This window comes from Streptomyces sp. NPDC059743 (genome assembly GCF_042732975.1).
Taxonomy (GTDB): Bacteria; Actinomycetota; Actinomycetes; order Streptomycetales; family Streptomycetaceae; genus Streptomyces.
Map to the genome: position 1 here is coordinate 299131 of NZ_JBHWGS010000004.1, position 24833 is coordinate 323963.

General features: G+C 68.9%; 18 protein-coding genes. 7 read left to right on the forward strand and 11 right to left on the reverse strand.

Annotated features, from left to right (window positions below):
- Positions 1-45: 45 nt before the first annotated feature.
- The gene (locus ACFV6H_RS09590) at positions 46-948 is read right to left on the reverse strand and encodes a tRNA (adenine-N1)-methyltransferase (protein WP_385540157.1); all 903 of its coding nucleotides are present in this window, start codon (positions 946-948) and stop codon (positions 46-48) included.
- A 484-nt stretch (positions 949-1432) separates the two neighbouring features.
- Positions 1433-2674 (reverse strand): site-2 protease family protein, encoded by a 1242-nt coding sequence (locus tag ACFV6H_RS09595; protein ID WP_384976622.1) that lies wholly within the window; start codon positions 2672-2674, stop codon positions 1433-1435.
- Between the two features lie 64 nt (positions 2675-2738).
- Between ACFV6H_RS09595 and ACFV6H_RS09600 the strand changes: the two genes are divergently transcribed.
- Complete coding sequence (locus ACFV6H_RS09600; RefSeq protein ID WP_385540159.1) at positions 2739-3644, forward strand: RecB family exonuclease; 906 nt, start codon at positions 2739-2741, stop codon at positions 3642-3644.
- Positions 3645-3719: 75 nt separating this feature from the next.
- Positions 3720-4391: a response regulator transcription factor gene (locus ACFV6H_RS09605; protein ID WP_046498782.1), complete on the forward strand. Its 672-nt coding sequence runs from the start codon at positions 3720-3722 to the stop codon at positions 4389-4391.
- A 113-nt stretch (positions 4392-4504) separates the two neighbouring features.
- On the opposite strand, the gene ACFV6H_RS09610 is transcribed toward ACFV6H_RS09605, so the two are convergent.
- The 3 genes from ACFV6H_RS09610 to metH form a co-directional block, all read right to left on the reverse strand.
- Positions 4505-6115, reverse strand: a complete 1611-nt coding sequence (locus ACFV6H_RS09610) for an ABC transporter substrate-binding protein (RefSeq protein WP_384976625.1) — start codon at positions 6113-6115, stop codon at positions 4505-4507.
- A 504-nt stretch (positions 6116-6619) separates the two neighbouring features.
- Complete coding sequence (locus ACFV6H_RS09615) at positions 6620-7321, reverse strand: HAD family hydrolase (protein WP_385540161.1); 702 nt, start codon at positions 7319-7321, stop codon at positions 6620-6622.
- A gap of 167 nt (positions 7322-7488) precedes the next feature.
- On the reverse strand, positions 7489-10998 hold the full coding sequence (metH, locus tag ACFV6H_RS09620; protein ID WP_385540163.1) for a methionine synthase: 3510 nt from the start codon (positions 10996-10998) through the stop codon (positions 7489-7491).
- A 200-nt stretch (positions 10999-11198) separates the two neighbouring features.
- Here metH and ACFV6H_RS09625 point away from each other — a divergent pair, with 200 nt between their 5' ends.
- From ACFV6H_RS09625 to ACFV6H_RS09640, 4 genes are all read left to right on the forward strand, one after another.
- Complete coding sequence (locus ACFV6H_RS09625) at positions 11199-11963, forward strand: IclR family transcriptional regulator (protein ID WP_384777550.1); 765 nt, start codon at positions 11199-11201, stop codon at positions 11961-11963.
- Between the two features lie 283 nt (positions 11964-12246).
- Positions 12247-13794 (forward strand): glycerol kinase GlpK, encoded by a 1548-nt coding sequence (gene glpK / locus ACFV6H_RS09630; RefSeq protein WP_384777553.1) that lies wholly within the window; start codon positions 12247-12249, stop codon positions 13792-13794.
- Positions 13795-13838: 44 nt separating this feature from the next.
- Entirely contained in the window at positions 13839-15449 is a 1611-nt protein-coding gene (locus tag ACFV6H_RS09635; RefSeq protein ID WP_385540166.1) for an FAD-dependent oxidoreductase, read from the forward strand.
- Between the two features lie 130 nt (positions 15450-15579).
- Positions 15580-16251, forward strand: a complete 672-nt coding sequence (locus tag ACFV6H_RS09640; protein WP_066942448.1) for a FadR/GntR family transcriptional regulator — start codon at positions 15580-15582, stop codon at positions 16249-16251.
- A gap of 100 nt (positions 16252-16351) precedes the next feature.
- On the opposite strand, the gene ACFV6H_RS09645 is transcribed toward ACFV6H_RS09640, so the two are convergent.
- The 5 genes from ACFV6H_RS09645 to ACFV6H_RS09665 are packed head-to-tail and all read right to left on the reverse strand — an operon-like array spanning position 16352 to position 22166.
- Positions 16352-17380 carry an ABC transporter permease gene (locus ACFV6H_RS09645; RefSeq protein WP_385540168.1) on the reverse strand — a complete coding sequence of 343 codons (1029 nt, stop codon included), beginning with the start codon at positions 17378-17380 and terminating at the stop codon, positions 16352-16354.
- Positions 17377-18924: a sugar ABC transporter ATP-binding protein gene (locus ACFV6H_RS09650; RefSeq protein WP_384976637.1), complete on the reverse strand. Its 1548-nt coding sequence runs from the start codon at positions 18922-18924 to the stop codon at positions 17377-17379. The genes ACFV6H_RS09645 and ACFV6H_RS09650 overlap by 4 nt, the downstream gene beginning before the upstream one ends.
- Before the next feature lie 2 nt (positions 18925-18926).
- On the reverse strand, positions 18927-20015 hold the full coding sequence (locus ACFV6H_RS09655) for a sugar ABC transporter substrate-binding protein (RefSeq protein WP_384777563.1): 1089 nt from the start codon (positions 20013-20015) through the stop codon (positions 18927-18929).
- Positions 20016-20043: 28 nt separating this feature from the next.
- The gene (locus ACFV6H_RS09660; RefSeq protein WP_385540171.1) at positions 20044-20820 is read right to left on the reverse strand and encodes an SDR family NAD(P)-dependent oxidoreductase; all 777 of its coding nucleotides are present in this window, start codon (positions 20818-20820) and stop codon (positions 20044-20046) included.
- On the reverse strand, positions 20817-22166 hold the full coding sequence (locus tag ACFV6H_RS09665) for an enolase C-terminal domain-like protein (RefSeq protein WP_385540173.1): 1350 nt from the start codon (positions 22164-22166) through the stop codon (positions 20817-20819). Before ACFV6H_RS09665 ends, ACFV6H_RS09660 begins: the two co-directional genes overlap by 4 nt.
- A 251-nt stretch (positions 22167-22417) precedes the next feature.
- Here ACFV6H_RS09665 and ACFV6H_RS09670 point away from each other — a divergent pair, with 251 nt between their 5' ends.
- Entirely contained in the window at positions 22418-23467 is a 1050-nt protein-coding gene (locus ACFV6H_RS09670; protein WP_385540175.1) for a PAC2 family protein, read from the forward strand.
- A gap of 131 nt (positions 23468-23598) precedes the next feature.
- Here the strand turns inward: ACFV6H_RS09670 and mshC are convergent, their stop codons facing one another.
- Complete coding sequence (gene mshC, locus ACFV6H_RS09675) at positions 23599-24828, reverse strand: cysteine--1-D-myo-inosityl 2-amino-2-deoxy-alpha-D-glucopyranoside ligase (protein WP_385540177.1); 1230 nt, start codon at positions 24826-24828, stop codon at positions 23599-23601.
- Between the last annotated feature and the right edge of the window lie 5 nt (positions 24829-24833).

The window sequence follows — 24833 nt, forward strand, 5'->3', positions numbered from 1 at the left end:
CCCCTCTCCGGCAGAGGAACTCGGCGGCGTCACGGTCGTGTTGGATCAGCCGCGTGAGCCGCTGGTGCTTCCCGGGCCGTCGTAGTCGTCGCCGTACGCGCCCTTGGCGGGCCTGCGACGGCGCAGCGGCGGCTCGACACCGTCCGCGAGCCGACGGGCGGTCACGAGAAAGCCGGTGTGGCCGATCATGCGGTGGTCCGGACGTACGGCAAGGCCCTCGACATGCCAGTTGCGGATCATCGACTCCCAGGCGGCCGGCTCGTTGAACGTGCCGAACTCCCGGATCGTCTCGACCGTGCGGGCGAGCTGAGTGGTCGTCGCGACATAGGCGCAGAGGATGCCGCCCGGGACGAGCGCCTTGGAGACGGCCTCGATGCACTCCCAGGGCGCGAGCATGTCCAGAATGACCCGGTCGACATCCGTGTCCGACAGATTGTCCTGGAGGTCACCGACCGTCAGCTCCCAGGCGGGATGTTGTCCGCCGAAGTAGCGCTCCACATTCTGCTGGGCGATCTCGGCGAAGTCCTGGCGGCGCTCGTAGGAGTGCAGCATGCCCTGGTCACCGATGACACGCAGCAGAAAGCTGCTGAGCGAGCCGGAGCCCACACCCGCCTCGACGACGCGCGCGCCGGGAAAGATGTCGGCGAAGGCCAGGATCTGGCCGGCGTCCTTCGGATAGACCACGGCGGCGCCGCGGGGCATGGACAGGACATAGTCGGGGAGCAGGGGGCGCAGCGCGAGATAGGCGACGTTTCCCGTGGTACGGACAACACTGCCCTCGGGAGCACCGATCAGCTCGTCGTGCGGGAAGGACCCTTTATGGGTGTGGAAGTTCTTCCCGGCTTCGAGCGTGAAGGTGTAGTGGCGTCCCTTGGGGTCGGTGAGCTGAACCTGGTCCCCGACCTTGAAGGGGCCGCGTCTACGGGCGGCGCCGGTCGGTTCGGACATGCCCCCAGCTTAGTGGGTTTATCAAGAGCTCGGTTCGCCGGCGGCCGTGCGCAACCAGAACGCCTCCGCAGCCCGGTCCCGGCCGGCTGGCCGGTTTGTCCTCAATCGCCGGACGGGCTGGATTTTGCCCCCACAGTCCGGGAACCCGGCACCGGCGTTGGCGGTTCCGTCCTCAAACGCCGGACGGGCTGGATATGCGGGCCCGGCACGAGCCGCAGCCGGGGTCCGGGCGGGAGGGGGTCGGGGTCGTAGGAGGTGCGTGTCCGGACACTAAAGCGTGATTTGTGCCGCACACCGGCCCACACATGACAACGCAACCCGCACGCGGCGTACGGGGGTCCGGGGGTGTCCCCCGGGAAAACACAGCATGCCGTCCGGACATGTACCTCCGGAGGCCCCGACACCCGGCACCACCCACCGCACCACCGCGAACGCGACCCCGCGCCGCAGGCGCGTAACGCCCCGCGCCGCCAGGCGCGCCGCCCTACTGCGGCCTCGCCATCGCTGAGACGAAGGCTCGTTCCACGTCCGCCGTCGACAGGACTCCGTAGATCGCGCCGGACTCCTCCAGTACCAGATACTCGGTCGCGGGATTCGCCCTCAGCCGGTCCAGGAGCGCCTCGCCCGCCAGTTCCGCCGGGACCTTCATGCCCTCCGTGAGGTCCTGGGCGAGTCCGCTCACCGCGACCCAGGGGCGGCGGTGCTGCGGTACGCCGACGATCGAGGACTCCCGCACCAGGCCCGTCGGATCGCCCTTGCCGTCCACGACGACCAGGGCGCGCGCGCCCGCCTCGTTGGCGCGGCGCAGGGCCTCGGACAGCGGCGTGCTGGACTCGACGGGTACCGCACGGCGGGTGAGCGCGCGGGCCTGGAGTTCGGGCAGGTGCTCGCGGAGCCGGGCCATCCGCAGGCTGTTGCCCGCGCCGGTCCAGATGATCGCGGCCAGGATCGCGGCGAGCAGCGCGTCGGTGACCGTCTCCATGCCGCTGACCTTCGTCGCGGACGTACCGAGCGCTCCCGTCTGGGTGAGCAGCGGAAGGCCGATGAGGACCGCGACGGCGAGTCCGCGGCCGACCCAGGCGGCGGCCACGGTGCCGCTCATCGGCTTGCCGGTGATCTTCCAGACGACCGCGCGCAGCATCCGGCCGCCGTCGAGCGGGAGGCCGGGCAGCAGATTGAAGGCGGCGACGATCAGGTTGGAGACCATCAGACCGGCGAGCAGGACACCGGGGACCGTACCGGCCTCGACGGCCAGCAGACCGAGATAGAAGAGCCCGGCGAGCACCAGGGAGAGCAGCGGGCCCACGAAGGCCAGTACGAACTCACGGCCCGGTGTCTCGGACTCCTTCTCGATCTCCGAGACACCGCCGAAGAACTGGAGCTGGATACGGCGCACCGGCAGCTTGAAGCGCAGCGCGGCGACCGTATGGGCCAGTTCATGGACGAGTACGGAGGCGTAGAAGGCGACCGCGAAGAAGAGGGAGACCAGATATCTGAGGCCGCCCAGCTCGGGCAGGACCCGGTCGAGCTGGCCGCCGAAGATCCAGGTGATGAGCGCGGCCACCAGGAACCAGCTCGGGGCGACATAGACAGGCACACCGAACGGGCGGCCCATGAGGATGCCGCCGCCCGGGTCTTCGCGCTTCGACGGCTTCCCGTCGGGACCCGTGTCCCCGTCGCCGGGCCGCGGCTGCCTGCTCTCGCCGCTCTCGTCGTCCTCTTTCACGGGTTCCCTTCGTTCGCGGCAGCGTCACTCGCTCGATCATGCAGTGCGAGTGGCTCTGTAGTCGATGGTATTCGGATCGCTGTCAGTGTCGGGCCATAGGGTCTGCGTCATGAGTACGAGCCTGCCGCCCACTTCACTGTCTCCGTCGCGCGCGAGCGACTTCATGCAGTGCCCTCTGCTGTACCGGTTCCGGGTGATCGACAAGCTGCCGGAGAAGCCGAGCGAGGCGGCCACGCGCGGCACGCTGGTGCACGCCGTGCTGGAGCGGCTCTTCGACGCGCCCGCCGGCGAGCGCACGGCGCCGCGCGCCAAGGCGCTGATCCCAGGCCAGTGGGACCGGCTGCTGGAGTCCCGGCCCGAGCTGAGCGAGCTGTTCGCCGAGGACACGGAGGGCGAGCGGCTGACGCGCTGGCTGGGCCAGGCGGAGGAGCTGGTGGAGCGGTGGTTCTCGCTGGAGGATCCGACGCGTCTGGAGCCCGCGGAGCGTGAGCTGTTCGTGGAGACGGAGCTGGAGTCGGGGCTGCGGCTGCGCGGAGTGATCGACCGCGTCGATGTGGCGCCGACGGGCGAGGTGCGGATCGTCGACTACAAGACGGGCAAGGCGCCCCGCCCCGAGTACGCGGAGGGAGCGCTGTTCCAGATGACGTTCTACGCGCTGGTGATCTGGCGGCTGAAGCGGGTGGTGCCGCGCCGGCTCCAGCTCGTCTATCTGGGCAGCGGCGAGGTGGTGACCTACGACCCGGTGGAAGCGGATCTGAAGCGGGTGGAGCGCAAGCTGCTGGCGCTGTGGGACGCGATCAAGGCGGCCACCGAGACGGGCGACTGGCGGCCTCGGCCGACCAAGCTGTGCGGCTGGTGTGATCATCAGGCCTTCTGTCCGGAATTCGGCGGCACACCTCCCGTATATCCGCTGAGCGTGCAGCCCCCCAACAAGGCTGCCGAGGCTGCCAAGGCGGACGGAAGCGTGTAGCGCGGTTCACGCCCGGCGGAATCACGCAGGCACGGTCAGGGCAGAATGGGGCGGGCCCTAGTGAAGGAGTTCCCCGTGACTGTCCGCGTCCTACTGGTCGACGACCAGCCGCTGCTGCGCACCGGCTTCCGGATGATCCTGGAGGCCGAGCAGGACATCGCGGTCGTCGGCGAGGCCGGGGACGGCCTCCAGGCCATCGACCAGGTCCGCGCGCTCCAGCCCGATGTGGTGCTGATGGACATCCGGATGCCCAGGATGGACGGAGTCGAGGCGACCCGTCAGATCACCGGACCCGGGCGGGACGGTCCGGCGAAGGTGCTCGTCCTGACCACCTTCGACCTCGACGAGTATGTGGTGGAGGCGCTGCGCGCCGGAGCCAGCGGCTTTCTCCTCAAGGACGCGCCCGCCAACGAGCTGGTGCAGGCGATCCGGGTGGTCGCGGCGGGCGAGGCGATGCTGGCGCCGAGCATCACACGCCGGCTGCTCGACAAGTACGCGGACCATCTGCCCTCCGGCGAGGAGCCGGTGCCCGACACCCTGCACACGCTCACCGAGCGCGAGGTCGAGGTGCTCAAGCTGGTCGCGCGCGGGCTGTCGAACGCCGAGATCGCCGCGGATCTCTTCGTCAGCGAGACCACGGTCAAGACGCATGTGGGCCATGTGCTGACCAAGCTGGGGCTGCGTGACCGGGTGCAGGCGGCGGTGTACGCGTACGAGAGCGGCCTGGTGCGCCCCGGCGCCCAGTAGGCCCAGTAGCGGCGCGTACGGCACGCAGCGAGCAAGAGGCCAAGAGGCAGGGGCACATACGACTGAGGCCGGCCGGGGCGCGCCCCGGCCGGCCTCAAGTCTTCACCGCTCGGTCAGGAGCCCGTACTCGTGCCCCTGCGCAGCTCCCACAGCTGCAGCTCCGCGGACGAGTTGACCGCCCACTCCACCCGCGCGATGTCATCGCGGGCGGCCACATACTGCTTGCCCTGCCACAGCGGCAGCACCGGCACATCGTCGGCGACGATGTCCTGGATCTTGGCGAACGTCTTCGAGGCGGAGCTGCGGTCGGCCTCGCGGCGCGACTGCGGGATGAGCTGGTTGCGCAGCATGCTGTTGTTGTACGGGCTGTTGAGGAAGTTGTCCTTGTCGAAGAACGGCCCGATGTAGGTGTCCGGGTCCGGGAAGTCCGGGAACCAGCCCATGCCGTAGATCGCGTACGCCCTCTTGGTCTGGTTGGGCCGGAAGGTCTTCCACTCCTCGCCCTTGATCGAGACGTCGAAGAGCTTGCTGCCGTTGAGCTGGTCCCGGAGGTTCTCGAACTCCTTGACGGTGACCTCGCCGTAGTGGTCGGTGGTGTAGTTCAGCGTCAGCTTCACCGGAGTGGTGATGCCGGCGTCCTCCAGCACCTGGGCGGCCTTGGTCACATTCGCGTCACCGTACTTGTTGAAGAACGAGTTGGTGTGCGTCGCGACGCTCGACGGGATCGGCGAGTACAGCGGCTCGGCCATGGCCCCGTACACCTTGGTGACGAGCTGGCCGCGGTCGATGGTGTACGCCATGGCCTGGCGTACCGCCTTCTCCTTGGCGCTCGGAGCATCGGTGTTGAAGGCGAGGTAGCGGATCTCCAGCCCCGGCATCTCGGTGAGCTGGATGGTCTCCTTGGGGTTCTCGATCATCGACTGGACCTGCTCGGGCGTCATCGCGCGGGTCATCACATCGATGTCGCCGTCGTCGAGCGCCTTGCCCATGCTGTCGGCGTCCTTGAAGGGCCGCAGCTCGACCTTGCTGTTCTGGAGGCTGAGATCGCCCTTGTAGTCCGGGTTCTTGGTGAAGACCGCCTTGACGACGGTGTCACCCTTGACCTCGGCCTTGAAGGTGTACGGACCCGAGCCGTTCACCTCGAAGCCGTTACGGAGCTTGTCCGGCTCGTACAGCTTCTGGCTGACGATGCCCGCCGGCGGAGTGGTCAGCTTGTACGGGAACGTCGCGTCGGGCGCCTTGAGATGGAAGACGATCTCTCTGTCGCCGTTGGTCTCCATCGTGTCGATATTGGCCAGCAGACCGGAGATACCGCTGGGGTCCTTAATGTCCAGGACGCGCTTGATGGAGTACTTCACGTCCTCGACGGTGATGGGATCGCCGCCGGCGAACTTCAGGCCCTCGCGCAGCTTGCAGCGGTAGCTCTCGTTCTCCCGGTCGGTGAATCCGCACTCGGAGGCAGCCTCGGGCACCGGCGCTCCGCCACCGCGCGGTACGTGCATCAGCGTCTGGATGGTCTGGCGGAGCACATTCCAGGAACCGGTGTCGTAGGCGAAGGCCGGGTCCAGCGGAGCGGGACCTTCCTCCGTGGCGATGTACTGGTCCGTGGTGCCCACGACAATGGCTTCACCGCCGTCGGACCCACCGTCCGAGCCGCCGCAACCGGCGAGCACGGGCGCAAGCAGGCCGATCACGGCCGACAGCGCCAAAGTCTTGCGGTTCATCCTGGACGTACTCCCTCATCCGGCACTGAGATACAGCGGTGCTAACGGAGACTCCGCCGCGCCCACCCGTTCGGGGCAGTGCGATCGGGCCGGGATACAGGGCGATCGGTCCTGTGTACATGGCGACTTGGTGGGTCGTCGGGACACGTCGTTGATGCGGCGAAGTGCTCGCGACGAGATTAGTCGGAGGCACCGGGAATGCCGGAACGGGCCTGATCTGAAACGTAATCACACAGTGATCGATAATAGCGGCGTGTGGATATACCGGCTCCGGAATGTTTCGTACACGTCTCCACCAATCAGGACACAAGGGCACACCCGGACCCCGCCGCGACGGCCATGGATCAGTCCGGCCCGCGCCTGTCGATGAGGGCGCAGGTGATAAAGCTCACTCTGCATGCCGTTTAGCGGGTCATGGATTGCCTCGCCCGACGGTAACGGAAAATACCCGGCCCAATGCCGAGAGTTTCCGTCCGTATTCCGGTGCGACGCTCTGTGCGCGGATCAGTGTCCTTGCGTCATCATCCCGCGCAGAAATACCAGATCGACCTCTTCGAGCGAGCGGACGACGATCCGTCCGTCGGCCGGTGCGATCGGCGCGACGGACGGTACGGCGACCACGCGGCAGCCCGCGGCCTCGGCGGCGGCGACACCGGTGGCGGTGTCCTCGATGACGGCGCACCGCGAGGGATCGGCGCCCAGGCCCCGGGCGGCGAGCAGATACGGGTCCGGGTGCGGTTTCGCACGCGGCACCTCGTCGCCCGCGACGGTGAGCGCGAAGTACTCGGGCCCGAGCGAGGCCAGGACCCGGTCGATGATGCGCCGGTGCGAGGCGGAGACCAGGGCGGTGGGCACCTCGTGCGCGGCCAGCTCCGTGAGCAGCCGGGTGGCACCCGGCATGAGCGGTACGCCGCGCCCGATGCGGTCCTCGAAGGTGTCGTTGAGCAGCACGGTCAGCTCGGCGAGGGTGATGGCGGCGCCGGTGGCCTCGATGAGGAAGGTCGCGCTGCGGGTCATGGGCCCGCCCACCACCACATCGCGCCAGGTCTCGTCGAGGACGTGGCCGAGGGCCTTGAAGACCTCCACCTCGGCGTCCCACCAGAATCCCTCGGTGTCGACCAGGGTTCCGTCCATGTCGAGAAGAACGGCCTGAAGGGCCGAGCCTTCGGCCGTACGGGTCAAGGACGCGGGGACCGTACTGGTCATCCGGCACACCTCCATAGGGGACGAGAAGGCCGGTCACCTTTCCCGCAGGGTTACCCCACCGGGACAGGCGACCGGCCTGCACTGGACCGACCAGTGTACGACTCGTCCGCGTTCCGCGCCGATCGGATTCCGGCGGCGTGGAGCGCGCACCTTGTCAGCGTGCGTTGTCAGCGTGCGTTGAAGTACTTGGCCTCGGGGTGGTGGATCACGATGGCGTCGGTGGACTGCTCGGGATGGAGCTGGAACTCCTCCGAGAGCTGGACACCGATCCGCTCCGGCTCCAGCAGCTCGGCGATCTTCGCGCGGTCCTCCAGATCCGGGCAGGCGCCGTAGCCCAGCGAGAAGCGCGCGCCCCGGTACTTCAGCGCGAACATGTCCTCGACCTCGGCCGGATCCTCACCGGCGAAGCCCAGTTCGGAGCGGACCCGGGCGTGCCAGTACTCGGCAAGTGCCTCGGCGAGCTGGACGGAGAGACCGTGCAGTTCGAGATAGTCGCGATAGGAGTTGGACTCGAACAGCTCGGCGGTCCGCTCACCGATCTTCGAGCCGACGGTGACGACCTGGAAGCCGACCACATCCCGCTCGCCGGACTCCTCCGGGCGGAAGAAGTCCGCGAGGCACAGGCGCCGGCCGCGGCGCTGGCGCGGGAAGGTGAAGCGCGTGCGCTCGGAGCCGTCGTCGTTGAGCACGATCAGGTCGTCGCCCTTGGAGACGCACGGGAAGTAGCCGTAGACGACGGCGGCCTCCAGCAGGTTCTGCGTGTGCATCTGGTCCAGCCAGCCGCGCAGATGCGGCCGGCCCTCGCTCTCGACCAGCTCCTCGTAGCTCGGACCGCCCTTGCGGGCCTCCTTCAGCCCCCACTGGCCCTTGAAGAGGGCGCCCTCGTCCAGCCAGGACGCGTACTCCTTGAGCTGGATGCCCTTGACGACCCGGGTGCCCCAGAACGGCGGTTCGGGAACGGGGTTGTCGACGGCGACGTCGGAGCGGACCGTGCCCTGCTCGGGACGCTCCTCCACCACGGCGTTGGCGGTGGCCTTGACCCGGCGCTGCTTCAGCTCGGGAAGCGTGGCGCCGGGCACTCCGCGCTTGACCGCGATCAGCGCGTCCATCAGCCGCAGGCCCTCGAACGCGTCCCGGGCGTAGCGGACTTCGCCCTGGTAGATCTCGTGGAGGTCCTGCTCGACATAGGCCCGGGTCAGCGCCGCGCCGCCGAGGATGACGGGATAGTCGGCCGCCATCTTGCGCTGGTTCAGCTCCTCCAGATTCTCCTTCATGATCACGGTCGACTTCACCAGCAGACCGGACATGCCGATCACATCCGCCCTGTGCTCCTCGGCGGCCTCCAGGATCGCGGAGACGGGCTGCTTGATGCCCAGATTCACCACGTTGTAGCCGTTGTTGGAGAGGATGATGTCGACCAGGTTCTTGCCGATGTCATGGACGTCACCGCGGACGGTGGCCAGCACGATCGTGCCCTTGCCCTCGTCATCGGTCTTCTCCATGTGCGGTTCCAGATAAGCGACCGCGGTCTTCATCACCTCGGCGGACTGGAGCACGAACGGAAGCTGCATCTGGCCGGAGCCGAACAGCTCACCGACGACCTTCATGCCCTCCAGCAGCGTGTCGTTGACGATGTCCAGGGCCGGCCGGCTCTCCAACGCCTCGGCGAGGTCCCTGTCCAGACCGTTCTTCTCGCCGTCGATGATCCGGCGCCGCAGCCGCTCCTCCAGCGGCAGCGCGAGCAGCTCCTCGGCCCGGCCGTCCTTCATCGACTTCGTGTTGACGCCCTCGAAGAGCTCCATCAGCTTCTGGAGCGGGTCGTAGCCCTCGCTGCGCCGGTCGTAGATCAGATCGTGCGCGACCTTGACCTGCTCCTCGTCCAGCCGCGCGATCGGCAGGATCTTCGAGGCGTGCACGATCGCCGAGTCCAGGCCCGCCTTCACACACTCGTCCAGGAAGACCGAGTTGAGGACGACACGGGCGGCCGGGTTGAGACCGAAGGAGATGTTCGACAGCCCCAGGGTGGTCTGGACGTCCGGATGGAGGCGCTTGAGCTCACGGATCGCCTCGATGGTGGCGATGCCGTCGCGCCGGGACTCCTCCTGCCCGGTGCAGATGGTGAAGGTGAGGCAGTCGATGAGGATGTCCGACTCATGGACACCCCAGTTGGCGGTCAGATCGGTGATCAGCCGTTCGGCGATGGCGATCTTGTGCTCGACGGTACGGGCCTGGCCCTCCTCGTCGATGGTCAGCGCGATCAGCGCCGCGCCGTGCTCGACAGCCAGCGCGGTCACCTTCGCGAAGCGCGACTCCGGGCCGTCGCCGTCCTCGTAGTTCACCGAGTTGATCACCGCGCGGCCACCGAGCTTCTCCAGCCCCGCCTCGATCACATTCAGCTCGGTCGAGTCCAGCACGATCGGCAGGGTGGAGGCGGTGGCGAACCGGCCCGCCAGCTCCGCCATGTCGGCGACACCGTCCCGGCCGACATAGTCCACGCACAGGTCCAGCAGATGGGCACCCTCGCGGATCTGGTCGCGGGCCATCTCCACACAGTCGTCCCAGCGGCCGTCCAGCATGGCCTCGCGGAACTTCTTCGAGCCGTTGGCGTTCGTCCGCTCGCCGATGGCGAGATACGAGGTGTCCTGCCGGAACGGCACGGTCTGGTAGAGGGACGCGGCGCCCGGCTCCGGGTGCGGCTCACGCTCCGTCAGAGCCTTGCCGCGTACGCGCTCGACCACCTGACGCAGATGCTCCGGTGTCGTACCGCAGCAGCCGCCCACCAGCGACAGCCCGTACTCACGCACGAACGTCTCCTGCGCGTCCGCCAGTTCGCCGGCCGACAGCGGGTAGTGCGCGCCGTCCTTGCCGAGGACGGGAAGGCCGGCGTTGGGCATGCAGGAGAGCGGGATACGGGAGTGCCGGGCCAGATAGCGCAGATGCTCGCTCATCTCGGCCGGGCCCGTGGCGCAGTTCAGACCGATCATGTCGATGCCCAGCGGCTCCAGCGCGGTCAGTGCCGCGCCGATCTCCGAGCCGAGCAGCATGGTGCCGGTCGTCTCGACCGTGACCGAGCAGATGATGGGCAGGTTCGTGCCGGTGGCCGCCAGCGCGCGGCGGGCGCCGAGGACGGCGGCCTTCGTCTGGAGCAGGTCCTGGGTGGTCTCCACCAGCAGCGCGTCGGCGCCGCCCGCGATCATGCCTTCCGCGTTCTGCTGGTAGGCGTCGCGCAGGGTGAGATACGGGACGTGTCCCAGCGTCGGCAGCTTCGTCCCCGGACCCATGGAGCCCAGCACCCAGCGCTGCTGCCCGGTGGACGCCGTGAACTCGTCGGCGACCTCTCGGGCGATCCGCGCGCCGGACTCGGCCAGCTCGAAGACCCGCTCGGCGATGTCGTACTCCGCGAGCGCCGCGTAGTTCGTACCGAAGGTGTTCGTCTCCACGCAGTCCACACCGACCGCGAAGTACTCCTGGTGGACGGACCGGACGATGTCGGGCCGTGTCACATTCAGGATCTCGTTGCAGCCTTCCAGATTCTGGAAGTCCTCCATCGTCGGATCCTGTGCCTGGAGCATCGTGCCCATCGCACCGTCGGCGACCACCACACGGGTGGCCAATGCCTCACGGAGGGCTTCGATACGGGTCCGGCTGTCGGTGGAGGGGGTCGGCGACGAGGCCATGAAAGTACTCCCTGGGATGCGACGGCTGTCGGCTTTGCGCCCTCTGATTGGAAGGCGCACCCGGCCAGCGTAGCCGGGCGGGCCGCTCCGCGGTGTGGATCTCGGCGGGCCGACGGCATCCTGTGCAGGGAAAGATCCGGATGCTCGGCAGTGCCCGATAGTGTTCGGCATGGTCGACAGTCGATGGAGGTCCGGATCCGATGGCGAAGAACATCCAGTCGCTGGAGCGGGCGGCGGCGATGCTGCGGCTGCTCGCGGGCGGTGAGCGCCGGCTCGGTCTGTCCGACATCGCCTCGGCGGTCGGTCTCGCCAAGGGCACGGCCCATGGCATCCTGCGCACGCTCCAGGCGGAGGGCTTTGTCGAACAGGACGCGGCGTCCGGGCGCTATCAGCTCGGGGCCGAGCTGCTGCGGCTCGGGAACAGCTATCTGGACATCCATGAGCTGAGGGCCCGCGCCCTGGTCTGGACGGACGATCTGGCCAGGTCCAGCGGTGAGAGCGTCCATCTCGGTGTGGTGCACCAGCAGGGCGTACTGATCGTCCACCATGTCTTCCGCCCGGACGACAGCCGGCAGGTGCTGGAGGTGGGCGCCATGCAGCCGCTGCACTCCACGGCGCTGGGCAAGGTGCTCTCGGCGTACGACCCGGTGGCGCGCGGGCAGGCGGTCGAGAACGAGCGTCCGGCCCTGACCGCGCGGACGATCACCGCCGCGGCGGAGTTCGAGGCCGTGCTGGAGCTGACCAGGGAGCGCGGCTGGGCCGCGGATGTCGAGGAGACCTGGGAGGGCGTCGCCGCGGTGGCGGCTCCCGTCCATGACCGGCGGCGGATGCCGGTCGGGGCGATCGCCGTCACCGGCGCGGTGGAACGTATCTGTCCCACGGGTGACGTGCGGTCGGAGCTGGTCGCGGCGGTCCGTGACTGCGCACGCGCGGTGTCCAGGGAGATCGGCGCCGGGCGGTTCTGAACCGGATGGCGGATCATCGGAAGGAACGAGGTCCGGGAAGGTCAAGGACGGCCGAAGAAGACGCGGTGCCTCGGGAAGGAGCACCTACCAGAAGCCAGCCGTCCACTGGTCGGCATTGCCGAATGCCTTACGGGAGAAAGCGTTAGGGTGTGACAGCGCCGCACGGGACGGCGCACCGGACCGCGGCGGATACCGCGCGCCTGGAGCCCCTGGATCTTCACGTAAGCCACCCTCTCCCTTCGCCATCGAGCGTATCGAGCGCTATCGAGCAGGAGCAGACACCGTGAGCGACGCAACCACCACCGGAACCGCCCGCGGCGCCGGACCGTTCATCGCGGCCATCGACCAGGGCACCACATCGAGCCGCTGCATCGTCTTCGACCGGGACGGCCGTATCGTCGCCGTCGACCAGAAGGAGCACGAGCAGATCTTCCCGAAGCCGGGCTGGGTGGAGCACGACCCGACCGAGATCTGGACCAATGTCCAGGAGGTCGTGGCGCGCGCGATCGAGAAGGCGGGCATCACCTCCGCCGATGTCAAGGCGATCGGTATCACCAACCAGCGCGAGACCACCGTGCTCTGGGACCGGAACACCGGCCTGCCCGTGCACAACGCCATCGTCTGGCAGGACACCCGTACCGACGCGCTCTGCCGTGAGCTGGGCCGCAATGTCGGCCAGGACCGGTTCCGCCGTGAGACGGGTCTGCCGCTCTCCAGCTATTTCGCCGGCCCGAAGGCACGCTGGCTGCTGGACAATGTCGAGGGACTGCGCGAGCGGGCGGAGCGCGGCGAGATCCACTTCGGGACGATGGACTCCTGGGTCATCTGGAATCTGACCGGCGGAATCCACGGCGGCGCGCATGTCACGGACGTCACCAACGCCTCCCGCACGATGCTGATGAATCTGCGCACCCTGGAATGGGATCCCAAGATCCTCTCCTCGATGGGCGTGCCGGCCTCGATCCTGCCGAAGATCCGCTCCTCGTCCGAGGTGTACGGCACGGCCAAGGGCGGTGTGCTGGACGGTGTCCCGGTCGCCTCCGCGCTCGGTGACCAGCAGGCGGCGCTCTTCGGCCAGACCTGTTTCGCCGAGGGAGAGGCCAAGTCGACCTATGGCACCGGCACCTTCATGCTGATGAACACCGGCGGCAAACCCGTGAACTCCTACAGCGGTCTGCTGACGACCGTCGGCTACCGCGTCGGCGACGAGCCCGCGGTGTACGCGCTGGAGGGCGCCATCGCCGTCACCGGCTCGCTGGTGCAGTGGATGCGCGACCAGATGGGGCTGATCAAGTCCGCGGCCGAGATCGAGACGCTGGCGTCCTCGGTGGACGACAACGGCGGCGCGTACTTCGTACCGGCCTTCTCCGGTCTGTTCGCACCGCACTGGCGCGCGGACGCGCGCGGCGTGATCGCCGGTCTGACCGGCTATGTCACCAAGGCCCATATCGCCCGCGCGGTGCTGGAGGCCACGGCCTGGCAGACCCGGGAGATCAGCGACGCCATGACGAAGGACTCCGGTGTGGAGCTGACCGCGCTGAAGGTCGACGGCGGTATGACCGCCAACAATCTGCTGATGCAGACGCTCGCCGATGTCCTGGACGCGCCGGTGGTCCGTCCGATGGTGGCCGAGACCACCTGTCTCGGCGCCGCCTATGCCGCCGGTCTGGCCGTGGGCTTCTGGCCGGACACCGACGCGCTGCGCGCCAACTGGCGCCGGGCCGCCGAGTGGACACCGCGGATGGATCAGGAGACGCGCGAGCGCGAGTACAAGCTCTGGCTCAAGGCCGTCGACCGCACCATGGGCTGGCTCGACCACGACGACGCCTGAGCGACGGCCCAGGACACGAAGGCCCAAGAGGAGTGGAGCGACGAATGAGCATCCTGGAGAGCGTCCCCGCGCTCGGGACGCATCCGGCGGGCGGTTCCCTGCCGAGCCGGGCGGAGACCCGGAACACGCTGTCCAGGGCGTCCTACGACCTCCTGGTGATAGGCGGCGGCATTCTCGGCATATCCACCGCCTGGCACGCCTCCCAGTCCGGACTGCGGGTGGCCCTGGTGGACGGCGGCGACTTCGCCGGTGCCACCTCCTCCGCCTCCTCCAAGCTGCTCCACGGCGGTCTGCGCTATCTCCAGACCGGCGCGGTGAAGCTGGTGGCGGAGAACCACTTCGAGCGGCGCGCGGTGTCCCGGCAGGTGGCACCGCATCTCGCCCGTCCGCTCACCTTCTACCTGCCGGTCTACAAGGGCGGACCGCACGGCGCCGCCAAGCTCGGCGCCGGTGTCTTCGCGTACTCGGCGCTCTCCGCGTTCGGTGACGGCGTCGGCCATCTGATCAGCCCGGCCAAGGCCCGCCAGGCGGTGCCCGAGCTGCGTACGGACAATCTCCGGGCCGTGGCCGTCTACGGCGACGACCAGATGAACGACGCGCGGATGGCGCTGATGACCGTCCGTGCCGCCGTCGACTCCGGAGCCACCGTCCTCAACCACGCGGAGGTCACCGGGCTGCGCTTCACCCGGGGCCGGGTGACGGGCGCGGAGCTGCGGGACCGTATGGACGGTACGGAGTTCGGTGTCGACGCGCGGCTGGTCCTCAACGCCACCGGACCCTGGGTCGACCATCTGCGCCGGCTGGAGGACCCGCACGCGGCGCCCTCCGTCCGGCTCTCCAAAGGCGCGCATCTCGTCCTGCGGCGCACCGCGCCCTGGGAGGCCGCGCTCGCCACGCCCATCGACAAGTACCGGATCGCCTTCGCCCTCCCTTGGGAGGACATGCTGCTGCTCGGTACGACGGACGAGGAGTACGAGGGCGATCCCGGCGCGGTCGGCGTCAACGAGAAGGACGTACGCCAGATCCTGGACGAGGCCGCGCTCTCGGTCCGCGACCAGCAGCTCTCCCGCGATCTGATCACCTACGCCTTCGCGGGTCTGCGGGTACTGCCCGGCGGCCCCGGTGACACCTCCAAGGCCAGGCGCGAGACGGTCGTGACCGAGGGCCGCGGCGGCATGCTGTCGGTGGCCGGCGGCAAGTGGACGACCTTCCGCCATATCGGCCGTACGGTCCTGGCCAAGCTGGAGTCCCTGCCCGGACATCCGCTCGGCCAGGGCATGGAGCCGGTTTCGGCGCTGCCGAAGAAGCTGCCGCTGCCGGGCATCGCCAGTCCGAACGCGGTGGCCCACCGGCTGCTCATCGACGGCGGCGGTACGGGCCCGTCCATGGCGCCGGACACCGCCCGCCATCTCGCCACCCACTACGGCTCGCTCGCCTTCGACATCGTGCGGCTGGCGAACGAGTACCCGGAGCTGGGCGAGCGGATCCATCCGGACGCACCGGAGATCTGGGCCCAGGTCGTCTACGCCCGCGACCACGAGTGGGCCGAGACGGCCGACGACGTACTGCGCCGCCGTACGACACTGACGATCCGTGGTCTGAACACGGAACGCGTCCGCTCCGCGGTCGAGGAGCTGCTGGGCAAGCGCAACTGAGCACAGATGTCCGAGCGGAACCGACAGGACATAAGTACGAACCGAGAGGCGCTCCTTGTCCCGGAGCGCCTCTCATCGCGCTTCGGAGACGCATAATGGGGACCGATACATCGGATGTATGGAGGTCGCCATGGCAGTCACCGACGAGGCCATCGAGAAGATCAAGGGAATGATCGTCTCCGGTGCGCTGCGCCCGGGAGACCGCCTCCCGAAGGAGAGCGAACTCGCCGCAGATCTGGGGCTGTCGCGCAACTCGCTGCGCGAGGCGGTACGCGCGCTGTCGCTCATCCGCATCCTCGATGTACGGCAGGGCGACGGCACGTATGTCACCAGCCTCGATCCCCAGCTGCTCCTTGAGGCGCTCAGCTTCGTGGTGGACTTCCACCGGGACGACACCGTGCTGGAGTTCCTCGCCGTACGCCGCATCCTGGAGCCGGCCGCCACGGCGATGGCGAGCGCGCGGATAACGGAGGCCGAACTGGACGTGCTGGACGGTCAGTTGGACGCCCTCGGGGAGCGGCCCTCGGTGGAGCAGCTCGTCGCGGCCGATCTGGAGTTCCACCGCGGAATCGTGCAGTCGTCGGGCAACTCGGTGCTCTGCTCGCTCCTGGACGGGCTCTCCGGGCCCACGACCCGGGCCAGGATCTGGCGCGGGCTGACTCAGGAGGACGCCGTCAGCCGTACGCTCCACGAGCACCGGGCGATCCTGGCGGCGCTCAGGGACCGGGACGCCGAAGCGGCCCGGTCCTGGGCGACCGTGCATATCGCGAGCGTCGAGATGTGGCTGAGGTCGACCCTCTGAAGCTCTCCGGAGCTCTCCGAAACCGCCGCGGGCCCCTGAGGTCTCAGGGGCCCGCGGGCCGAGGTGGCGGCACGTACCGTACGTACGGCCGGTCCTGCGGTCAGTCCTGCTTCTCGCCGCTCGCGAAGCGGGAGATGACCAGCGCGACGATGATGATCGCACCGTTGAGGAACTGGTTCCAGAGCGCGGGCACACCTCCGAGCGTCATCACATTGACCACGAGCTGAAGCGTCAGCACACCCGTCAGCGCGCCGAAGAGCGTGCCGCGCCCGCCCTTGAGGCTGATACCGCCGATGACGGCCGCGGCGAAGACCTGGAAGATCCAGCCGTTGCCCTGGGTGGCCGCGACCGACCCGTAGTGACCGGTGTAGAGGATGCCCGCGAAGGCCGCGAGCAGCCCGCCGACGGCCAGCACGATCCAGGTGACGCGGTCCACCCGGATACCGGCCGCGCGGGCCGCCTCCGGATTGCCGCCGATGGCGTACAGCGACCGTCCGTGCCGCAGCCACGCGAGCGCCGCGCCGCCGATCGCGAACAGCGCCAGACAGATCCAGACGGCGGCCGGCGCGCCCAGCCAGTCGGTCTTGCCCAGGTACCGGAAGGACTCCGGGACATCGGTGATCGACTTGCCCTCGGTGATACCGATGTGGAGGCCGCGCAGCATGGTGAGCATGCCGAGGGTGGCGATGAAGCCGTTCACCCGCAGCTTGAGCATCAGAAAGCCGTTGACCGCGCCGATGGCCACACCGACCAGCAGACAGGCCGGGATGGCCATCCAGACCGGCAGCAGATCGAGTCCGGCGAACCGGCCGCCCTCCGAGGGCAGCACCAGCCACATGGCGATGACCGGCGCGATACCGATCGTCGACTCCAGCGACAGGTCCATCCGGCCGCAGATCAGGATCAGCGCCTGGCCGAGGACCAGCAGGCTCAGCTCCGAGGACTGCTGGACGACGCTGATCAGATTGCTGGAGGTGAGAAAGACCGGCGAGACGATGAAGCCGATCACCATCAGCACCAGGATCACCGGCACCAGGGAGAAGTCGCTCCACCGGATGAGCTGGAGCCGGCCGCGCGGAGTCGCGCTCCCGGTCTCCTCCGCCACCGGCGGTCGTATGGTCTCCGTCATTCCCGCTCTCCCACACCTTCCATGGCGGCGACCAGTTCCCGGTCGGTCCACCCGCTTTCGAACGACGCCACCACGCGCCCGTGGAACAGGGCGAGCACCCGGTCGCACACCCGCAGATCGTCCAGCTCGTCCGAGATGATCACGGCCGCGCTGCCCTCGTCCGCCACTCTGCGCACCACGCCGAGCAGCGAGTCCTTCGACTTCACATCGACGCCCGCGGTGGGCCGCAGCGCGACCAGCGCGCTCGGGCCGCGCGCCAGGGCGCGGGCGACGACGACCTTCTGCTGATTGCCGCCGGACAGTCCCGAGACGGGCTGCTCGGGGCCCTGCGTCTTGATGTCCAGCGACTCGATCATGCCCTTGGCGAACTCCCTGGTCCGCGAGGGCAGTACGGTCCCCCACGGGCCGAGCTGATCGGTGACCGTGAGCGTGGCGTTCTCGGCGACGCTCCGGTCCAGTACGAGTCCCTGGCGGTGCCGGTCCTCGGGGATGTAGCCGATTCCGGCGTCCAGGGCGTGCGGGACGCTGCCGGGCTTGACCGGGCGCCCGCGTACGGCGATCCGTCCCGCGGTCGGCGCGCGCATCCCGACCAGGGTCTCGCCGAGCGCCGTGTTGCCGCTGGCCGCGCTCCCGGCCAGACCGAGCACCTCACCGGGCCGTACGGCGAGATCGAGCGGATCGAACTCGCCCTCCAGGGCGAGCCCTTCGACCTCCAGTACGGGCTCGGCCCCGGCGTCCGGCGCGGTCGCGCGCGCGGCGTGCCAGGCGACGGCCGTGCCCGCCGACTCACCGGTCATCGCCGACACCAGGTCCTCCTTCGACAGCTCGGCCACCGGTGCGGTCAGCACATGGCGGGCGTCGCGGTAGACGGTGACGGCGGTGCACAGTTCGTACACCTCCTGGAGATGGTGGGAGATGAAGAGAAACGCCACACCCTGGCTCCGCAGTTCACGGAGCTTGTCGAAGAGCCGCTGGATACCGCGGGCGTCGAGCTGCGCCGTGGGCTCGTCGAGAATGATCAGCCGGGCGCCGAAGGACAGCGCCCGTGCGATCTCGACGAACTGCCGCTGCTCGACCGGAAGATCCTTGGCGCGGGCGTTCGGGTCGACATCGACTCCGTACTCCGCGAGCAGATCCTGTGCGCGCTTGCGCAGTCCGCGCCAGCTGATGAACCGGCCGCCCGGTCCTGCGCCGCTCCGGTCCAGACCGTAGTGGTTGAGGAACAGATTCTCCGCGACGGTCAGATCGGGTACGACCATCGACTTCTGGTACACACAGGCGACCTTGGACTGCCAGGCCGTGGTGTCGCCGAAGGCGGGCGCGGGCTCGCCGCCGAAGCTCACCCGGCCCGCGTCCGGCCTGTGCAGCCCGGTGATCACGCTGACCAGGGTGGACTTGCCCGCGCCGTTGCGTCCCACGAGCGCGTGGGACTCGCCGGGCCGTACGGTGAGCCGGACGCCGTCCAGCGCCACGGTGGGACCGAAGCGCTTGACGATGCCTTCCGCTTGTACCGCAGCCGGAGTTTCCTGCCGCTTGGAGTCCATCGCTAGCTCTTCTTCTCCAGCTGGTTGGCCCACAGCTTCGGGTCGTCCACGTTCTCCTTGGTCACGAGCGGCGCGGGAAGCTGGTCCTCGAAGCCGTTCGGGATCTTGATGATCGTGGACTCGTGGTCGGTCGGGCCCTCCTTGGGAGTCACGCCCGCGAGCGCCTGCTTGGCCCAGTACAGCGCGTAGTTGGCGTACAGGTCGGCCGGCTGGGAGACGGTGGCGTCGATCTTCCCTTCGCGGATGGCGTCCAGTTCCTCCGGGATGCCGTCGTTGGAGATGATCGTGATGTGTCCCTCGGTGCCCGGCGCCTTGAGCAGCTTCTTCTGCTCCAGCAGGGCCAGCGTCGGCTGGAGGAAGACACCGCCGGCCTGCATGTAGATGCCGTTGATGTCCGGGTGGGCGGTCAGCGTCGACTGGAGCTTGGCCGAGGCGACATCGCCCTTCCACTCGGTGGCCAGCTCGAAGACCTGGATGCCCGGGAACTTCTCGTCCATACAGGACTTGAACGCCTCGGAGCGGTCACGGCCGTTGATGGAGGACAGGTCGCCCTGGAACTCGACGACCTTGCCCTTGCCCTTGAGCTGCTCGCCCAGGTACTGGCAGGCCTTCTCGCCGTACGCGCGGTTGTCGGCCCGTACGACCATGTAGACATCGCCCTTGTCGGGACGGGTGTCCACGCTGATGACCGGGATCTTCTTCTCGCTCAGCGTCTGGAGCGTCTCGGCTATCGCACCGGTGTCCTGCGGGGCCATGATGACGGCCTTGGCGCCCTGGTCGGTGAAGACCTGGACATTGGAGACGAGCTTTCCGATGTCGTTCTGCGAGTTGGTCAGCGAGAGCGCGTCGACCTCGCCGGCCTTGACGCCCTTCTCGATGTACTGCTGGTACGAGTTCCAGAAGTCGCTGTCGCTGCGCGGCAGATCGATACCGACCTTGCCACCGCCCGCGGCGTCGCTGCCCTGGTCACGGTTGCACCCGGCCAGGACCGTGACGGCCAGGACCACGGCGCAGGCCGAGGCACCGGTGGTACGGAGTCGCGCGAGTGGAAGTCTGTGCGGGGCGGAGCGTCCCGTGCTGTGTCGCTGCATGATTGTCCATCCTCCAGATGAGTGCGGCTCAGTTGACGGGGCGCAGGCGCAAGCCCTGCATTCCGCCGTCGACCGCGAGCGCCGTCCCCGTGACGGCGGCCGCGGCAGGGCTGGCGAGATAGGCGACGGCTGCGGCGACCTCGGCCGCGGCGACCAGCCGTCCCGTGGGCTGGCGCGCTTCGAGGGCCGCGCGTTCGGCCTCGGGGTCCGCGGCCTGGTCGAGCAGCCGGCCGACCCAAGGTGTGTCCGCGGTACCGGGATTGACGCAGTTGACCCGGATGCCCTCGCGGACATGGTCGGCCGCCATGGCCAGCGTCAGCGACAGTACGGCGCCCTTGCTGGCGCTGTAGAGGGCGCGCTGCGGCAGCCCGGCCGTGGCGGCGATGGAGCAGGTCTGGGTGATCGAGACACAGCCGGGCCGTTCGGCGGCCGAGCGGCGCAGATGCGGCAGGGCGTGCCGGGCGGTGCGGACCATGCCGAGGACATTGATGTCCAGGATCCGCCGCCACTCGTCGTCGGGATTGTCCGCGACGGTTCCGACGGCGCCGAGGCCCGCGTTGGAGACGACCGTGTGCAGCCCGCCGAACTCCGCCGCCGCGCTGTCCACGGCGGCCCGTACCGCCGCGTCGTCGGTGACGTCCGCTGTGAGCGGCAGCGTGCCCTTGGGCGCGCCCGCGCAGTCGCGGTCCAGTACGGCGACCTGGGCGCCGCGTTCCAGCAGCAGCGTGGCGATGGCCGCGCCGATGCCCGAGGCACCGCCCGTGACCAGGGCGCCGAGCCCTTCGAAGTCCCGTACGTCGGTCATCGGTCGTTCTCCTCGGTGGTGCGGGGCTCGCTGGTGCGGGGCTCGGCGGTGGTACGGGCCTGCCAGACGGGCCCTTCCGGATAGCGGTGCGCGGCGATCGACTCGGGCAGCATCCTGGCGGAGAAGCCCGGTGCGCCCGGCGCCGTATAGCGTCCCGAGGTGATCACCACGGGATCGGCGAAGTGCTCGTGCAGATGGTCGACATACTCGATGATCCGGTCCTCCCAGCTTCCGGAGACGGCGACATAGTCGAACATCGAGAGATGCTGCACCAGTTCGCAGAGTCCGACACCGCCGGCGTGCGGGCAGACCGGTCTGCCGTACTTGGCCGCGAGCAGCAGGATCGCCAGATTCTCGTTGACGCCGGCGACCCGGGCCGCGTCGATCTGAACGTAGTCGACTGCCTCGGCCTGGAGAAGCTGCTTGAACATCACGCGGTTGGCGACATGCTCGCCGGTGGCCACCTTGACCGGCTGACCGGCGCGTACGGCGGCGTGGCCGAGGATGTCGTCGGGGCTGGTCGGCTCCTCGATCCAGTGCGGTTCGTACGGAGCGAGGGCCGACATCCAGCGAACCGCCTCGGCGACGTCCCAGCGCTGGTTCGCGTCGACGGCGATCCGGATACCGGGACCGACGGCGGCGCGGGCCAGCTTCATCCGCCGGATGTCGTCCTCCAGATCGGCGCCGACCTTGAGCTTGATCTGCTCGAAGCCGTCGGCGACGGCCTGCTTGGCGAGGGTGACGAGCTTGCTGTCGGAGTAGCCGAGCCAGCCGGGCGAGGTGGTGTACGCGGGATAGCCCTCGGCGCGCAGCCGGGCGGCCCGCTCCGCCCGGCCCGGCTCGGCGGCGCGAAGGATGGCCAGCGCCTCCTCCGGCGTGAGGGCGTCGCTCAGATAGCGGAAGTCGACGAGGGAGACCAGTTCCTCGGGCGTCATGTCGGAGAGGAACTCCCAGACGGGCTTGCCCGCCGCCTTGGCCGCCAGGTCCCAGGCCGCGTTCACGACGGCGCCGGCCGCCATATGCATGACGCCCTTCTCCGGGCCGAGCCAGCGGAGCTGGGAGTCATGGGTCAGCTCGAAGTAGAGGGCGGCGAGATCGGCCGCCGTGTGCGGGGCCGGTCTGCCCAGTACATAGGGCCGCAGCGCCTCGATGGCGGTCGCGGTGACCTCGTTGCCACGCCCGATCGTGAAGCAGAATCCATGGCCCTCCGCGCCGCCGTCCGTACGCAGCACCAGATAGGCGGCCGAGTAGTCGGGATCCGGGTTCATGGCGTCGGAGCCGTCGAGCTGTTCCGAGGTGGGAAAACGGATGTCGTGAACCTCGAACCCCGTGACGGTCTGACTCATGCACGCTCCCTGAGAAGAACATCGGACCTCTAGTGGTCATCCGATGTATAGCGCCGTTCAGGCCAGATAGTCCAGGGTCGGAACGAAAATTACGATGACAGCTCGGATGAATCTTCCAGGAGAAGCGTCAGTTCTCCGGCCTATGCCCCGGTAAGCCGAAGTTCACCCGGGCGTACGCGGGGCTGCGGGCGGGCACCGGGAAAGCCGTAAGGTTGGTCCGTACGAAAGGGAACTTCGGAAGGAGGCACTGGGTGATCGAGCTCGAGGGGGTTCCCGAGCTGATCGACCCGGTCATGGTGGCCGCGTTCGAGGGCTGGAACGACGCGGGCGACGCAGCCTCCACAGCGGTCGCGCATCTCGACCGGGAGTGGAAGGGCGAGGTGTTCGCGGCGCTCGACGCCGAGGACTACTACGACTTCCAGGTCAACCGGCCCACGGTCTACCTGGACGGCGGCGTACGGAAGATCACCTGGCCGACCACCCGGCTCTCCGTGGTGCGGATCGGCGGCGAGAAACCTCGTGACCTGGTGCTGGTCCGCGGTATCGAGCCGTCCATGCGCTGGCGCTCGTTCTGCAACGAGCTGCTGGGCTTCGCCCATGAGCTGGGCGTGGAGATGGTGGTCATCCTGGGCGCGCTGCTCGGCGACACCCCGCACACGCGCCCGGTGCCGGTCAGCGGCGTCACCTCGGACACGGATCTGGCCAGGACGATGGATCTGGAGGAGACGCGGTACGAGGGACCGACCGGCATCGTCGGCATCCTCCAGGAGGCCTGCACACACGCGGGCGTTCCCGCGGTGAGTCTGTGGGCCGCCGTGCCGCACTATGTGTCGCAGCCGCCCAATCCGAAGGCGACGCTGGCGCTGCTGAACCGGCTGGAGGATCTGATCGGTCTGCGGATCCCGCTGGGTGAACTGGCCGAGGACGCACGGGCGTGGCAGCTCGGCGTGGACCAACTGGCCGCCGAGGACAGCGAGGTGGCGGAGTACGTCCAGTCGCTGGAGGAGGCGCGGGACACCGCGGAGCTTCCCGAGGCGTCCGGCGAGGCCATCGCCCGGGAGTTCGAGAGGTATCTGCGGCGGCGCGACGGCGGTCCCGGACAGGCCGCTCCGGGAGGCCATGCCACGGAGAGCGGTGAGGGATCCTCATATCTGCGCGATGCCTCGGGCGGGCGCGGCGGCGGCCGGCCACAGCGGCCCGCGCGCGGCGGCGGTGAGCCGGGCAAGGAGTCCGAGCAGGGTCCCGCCCGTCCTGAGCAGGGACCGGACGACGAGGACGGTTCCTCCGACTCCGAGGACTGAGTCCCGGCAAAGGCTGAGTCCCGGCAAGGCAGGCAGAAGGAAGGCAAGAACAAGCGGGGCGGCGCCGTCGGGCGCCGCCCCGCTCCCTTTCGGTCTTCGGCCTGTACACCTACGGCCTTCGGCCGGTACGCCTACAGCGCCACTCCCAGCAGCGCGTCGACCGCGCGGGACACCACGCCGGGCGCGCCCTCGTCCGTACCGCCGTCGGCCTCCTGGAGCGCCGCCCAGCGGTCGACGGCCACAAGCGCCGCGGGAGCGTCCAGATCGTCCGCCAGCGCCTCGCGGATCTCCTCGACGACCGCGTCCGACGGCGGTCCGTCAGGTCTCGACACCGCCGCCCGCCAGCGCGCCAGACGCGCCACGGCATCCTGGAGCACCGTGTCGGTCCACTCCCAGTCGGAGCGGTAGTGGTGCGCGAGGAGCGCGAGACGAATCGCCGCCGGGTCCACGCCCTCACGGCGGAGCGTGGACACGAAGACGAGATTGCCCTTGGACTTGGACATCTTCTCGCCGTTGAGACCGACCATTCCGGCGTGTACGTAGGCGCGCGCGAACGGATGCTCACCGGTCAGTACCTGGGCATGCGAGGCGCCCATCTCATGGTGCGGGAAGGCGAGATCGCTGCCGCCGCCCTGCACGTCGAAGCCCATGCCGAGATGGTCGAGGGCGATGGCCACACACTCGATGTGCCAGCCGGGCCTGCCACGGCCCAGCGTGCCGCCGTCCCAGCTCGGCTCGCCGGGACGGGCGGCCAGCCAGAGGATCGGGTCGAGCGGATTCTTCTTGCCCGGCCGGTCGGGATCGCCGCCGCGCTCGGCCGAAAGCAGCCGCATCGCCTCGGTGTCGAGCCGGGAGACCTCGCCGAAGTGCGGATCGGCCGCCACGGAGAAGTAGACGTCGCCTTCGAGTTCGTAGGCGGCACCGGCGTCGCGCAGCCGCTCGACCAGCGGCACGATGCCCGGTATGGCCTCGACGGCGCCGATGTAGTGCTGGGGCGGCAGCATCCGCAGCGCTGTCATGTCCTCCCGGAAGAGGGCCGTCTCACGCTCCGCGAGGCCGATCCAGTCCTCTCCGTCGCGCCGTGCCCGCTCCAGCAGCGGATCGTCGACATCCGTAACGTTCTGGACGTACTGAACCTGCCGCTTCGTGTCGAGCCACACGCGCTGAACGAGGTCGAACGCGTTGTAGGTCGCCGCGTGACCCATGTGGGTCGCGTCGTACGGGGTGATACCGCAGACGTAGATACGGGCGACGGGACCGGGCTCAAGGGTGACTCGGCCGTCGGTCGAGGTGTCGTGAATCCTGAGGTCGCGGCCACTGCCGGGCAGGGCGGGGACTTCGGAAGCGGGCCAGGCATACATGCCAT

Bases quoted from the DNA above. Each gene is read 5' to 3' on its own strand.
- ACFV6H_RS09640 (WP_066942448.1), top strand. From the start codon at position 15,580: ATGGCAGTCACCGACGAGGCCATCGAGAAGATCAAGGGAATGATCGTC.
- ACFV6H_RS09665 (WP_385540173.1), bottom strand. From the start codon at position 22,166: ATGAGTCAGACCGTCACGGGGTTCGAGGTTCACGACATCCGTTTTCCC.
- ACFV6H_RS09625 (WP_384777550.1), top strand. From the start codon at position 11,199: ATGGCGAAGAACATCCAGTCGCTGGAGCGGGCGGCGGCGATGCTGCGG.
- ACFV6H_RS09600 (WP_385540159.1), top strand. From the start codon at position 2,739: ATGGTATTCGGATCGCTGTCAGTGTCGGGCCATAGGGTCTGCGTCATG.
- ACFV6H_RS09645 (WP_385540168.1), bottom strand. From the start codon at position 17,380: ATGACGGAGACCATACGACCGCCGGTGGCGGAGGAGACCGGGAGCGCG.
- mshC (WP_385540177.1), bottom strand. From the start codon at position 24,828: ATGTATGCCTGGCCCGCTTCCGAAGTCCCCGCCCTGCCCGGCAGTGGC.
- ACFV6H_RS09655 (WP_384777563.1), bottom strand. From the start codon at position 20,015: ATGCAGCGACACAGCACGGGACGCTCCGCCCCGCACAGACTTCCACTC.
- ACFV6H_RS09615 (WP_385540161.1), bottom strand. From the start codon at position 7,321: ATGACCAGTACGGTCCCCGCGTCCTTGACCCGTACGGCCGAAGGCTCG.
- ACFV6H_RS09610 (WP_384976625.1), bottom strand. From the start codon at position 6,115: ATGAACCGCAAGACTTTGGCGCTGTCGGCCGTGATCGGCCTGCTTGCG.
- metH (WP_385540163.1), bottom strand. From the start codon at position 10,998: ATGGCCTCGTCGCCGACCCCCTCCACCGACAGCCGGACCCGTATCGAA.
- ACFV6H_RS09650 (WP_384976637.1), bottom strand. From the start codon at position 18,924: ATGGACTCCAAGCGGCAGGAAACTCCGGCTGCGGTACAAGCGGAAGGC.
- ACFV6H_RS09660 (WP_385540171.1), bottom strand. From the start codon at position 20,820: ATGACCGACGTACGGGACTTCGAAGGGCTCGGCGCCCTGGTCACGGGC.
- ACFV6H_RS09590 (WP_385540157.1), bottom strand. From the start codon at position 948: ATGTCCGAACCGACCGGCGCCGCCCGTAGACGCGGCCCCTTCAAGGTC.
- ACFV6H_RS09635 (WP_385540166.1), top strand. From the start codon at position 13,839: ATGAGCATCCTGGAGAGCGTCCCCGCGCTCGGGACGCATCCGGCGGGC.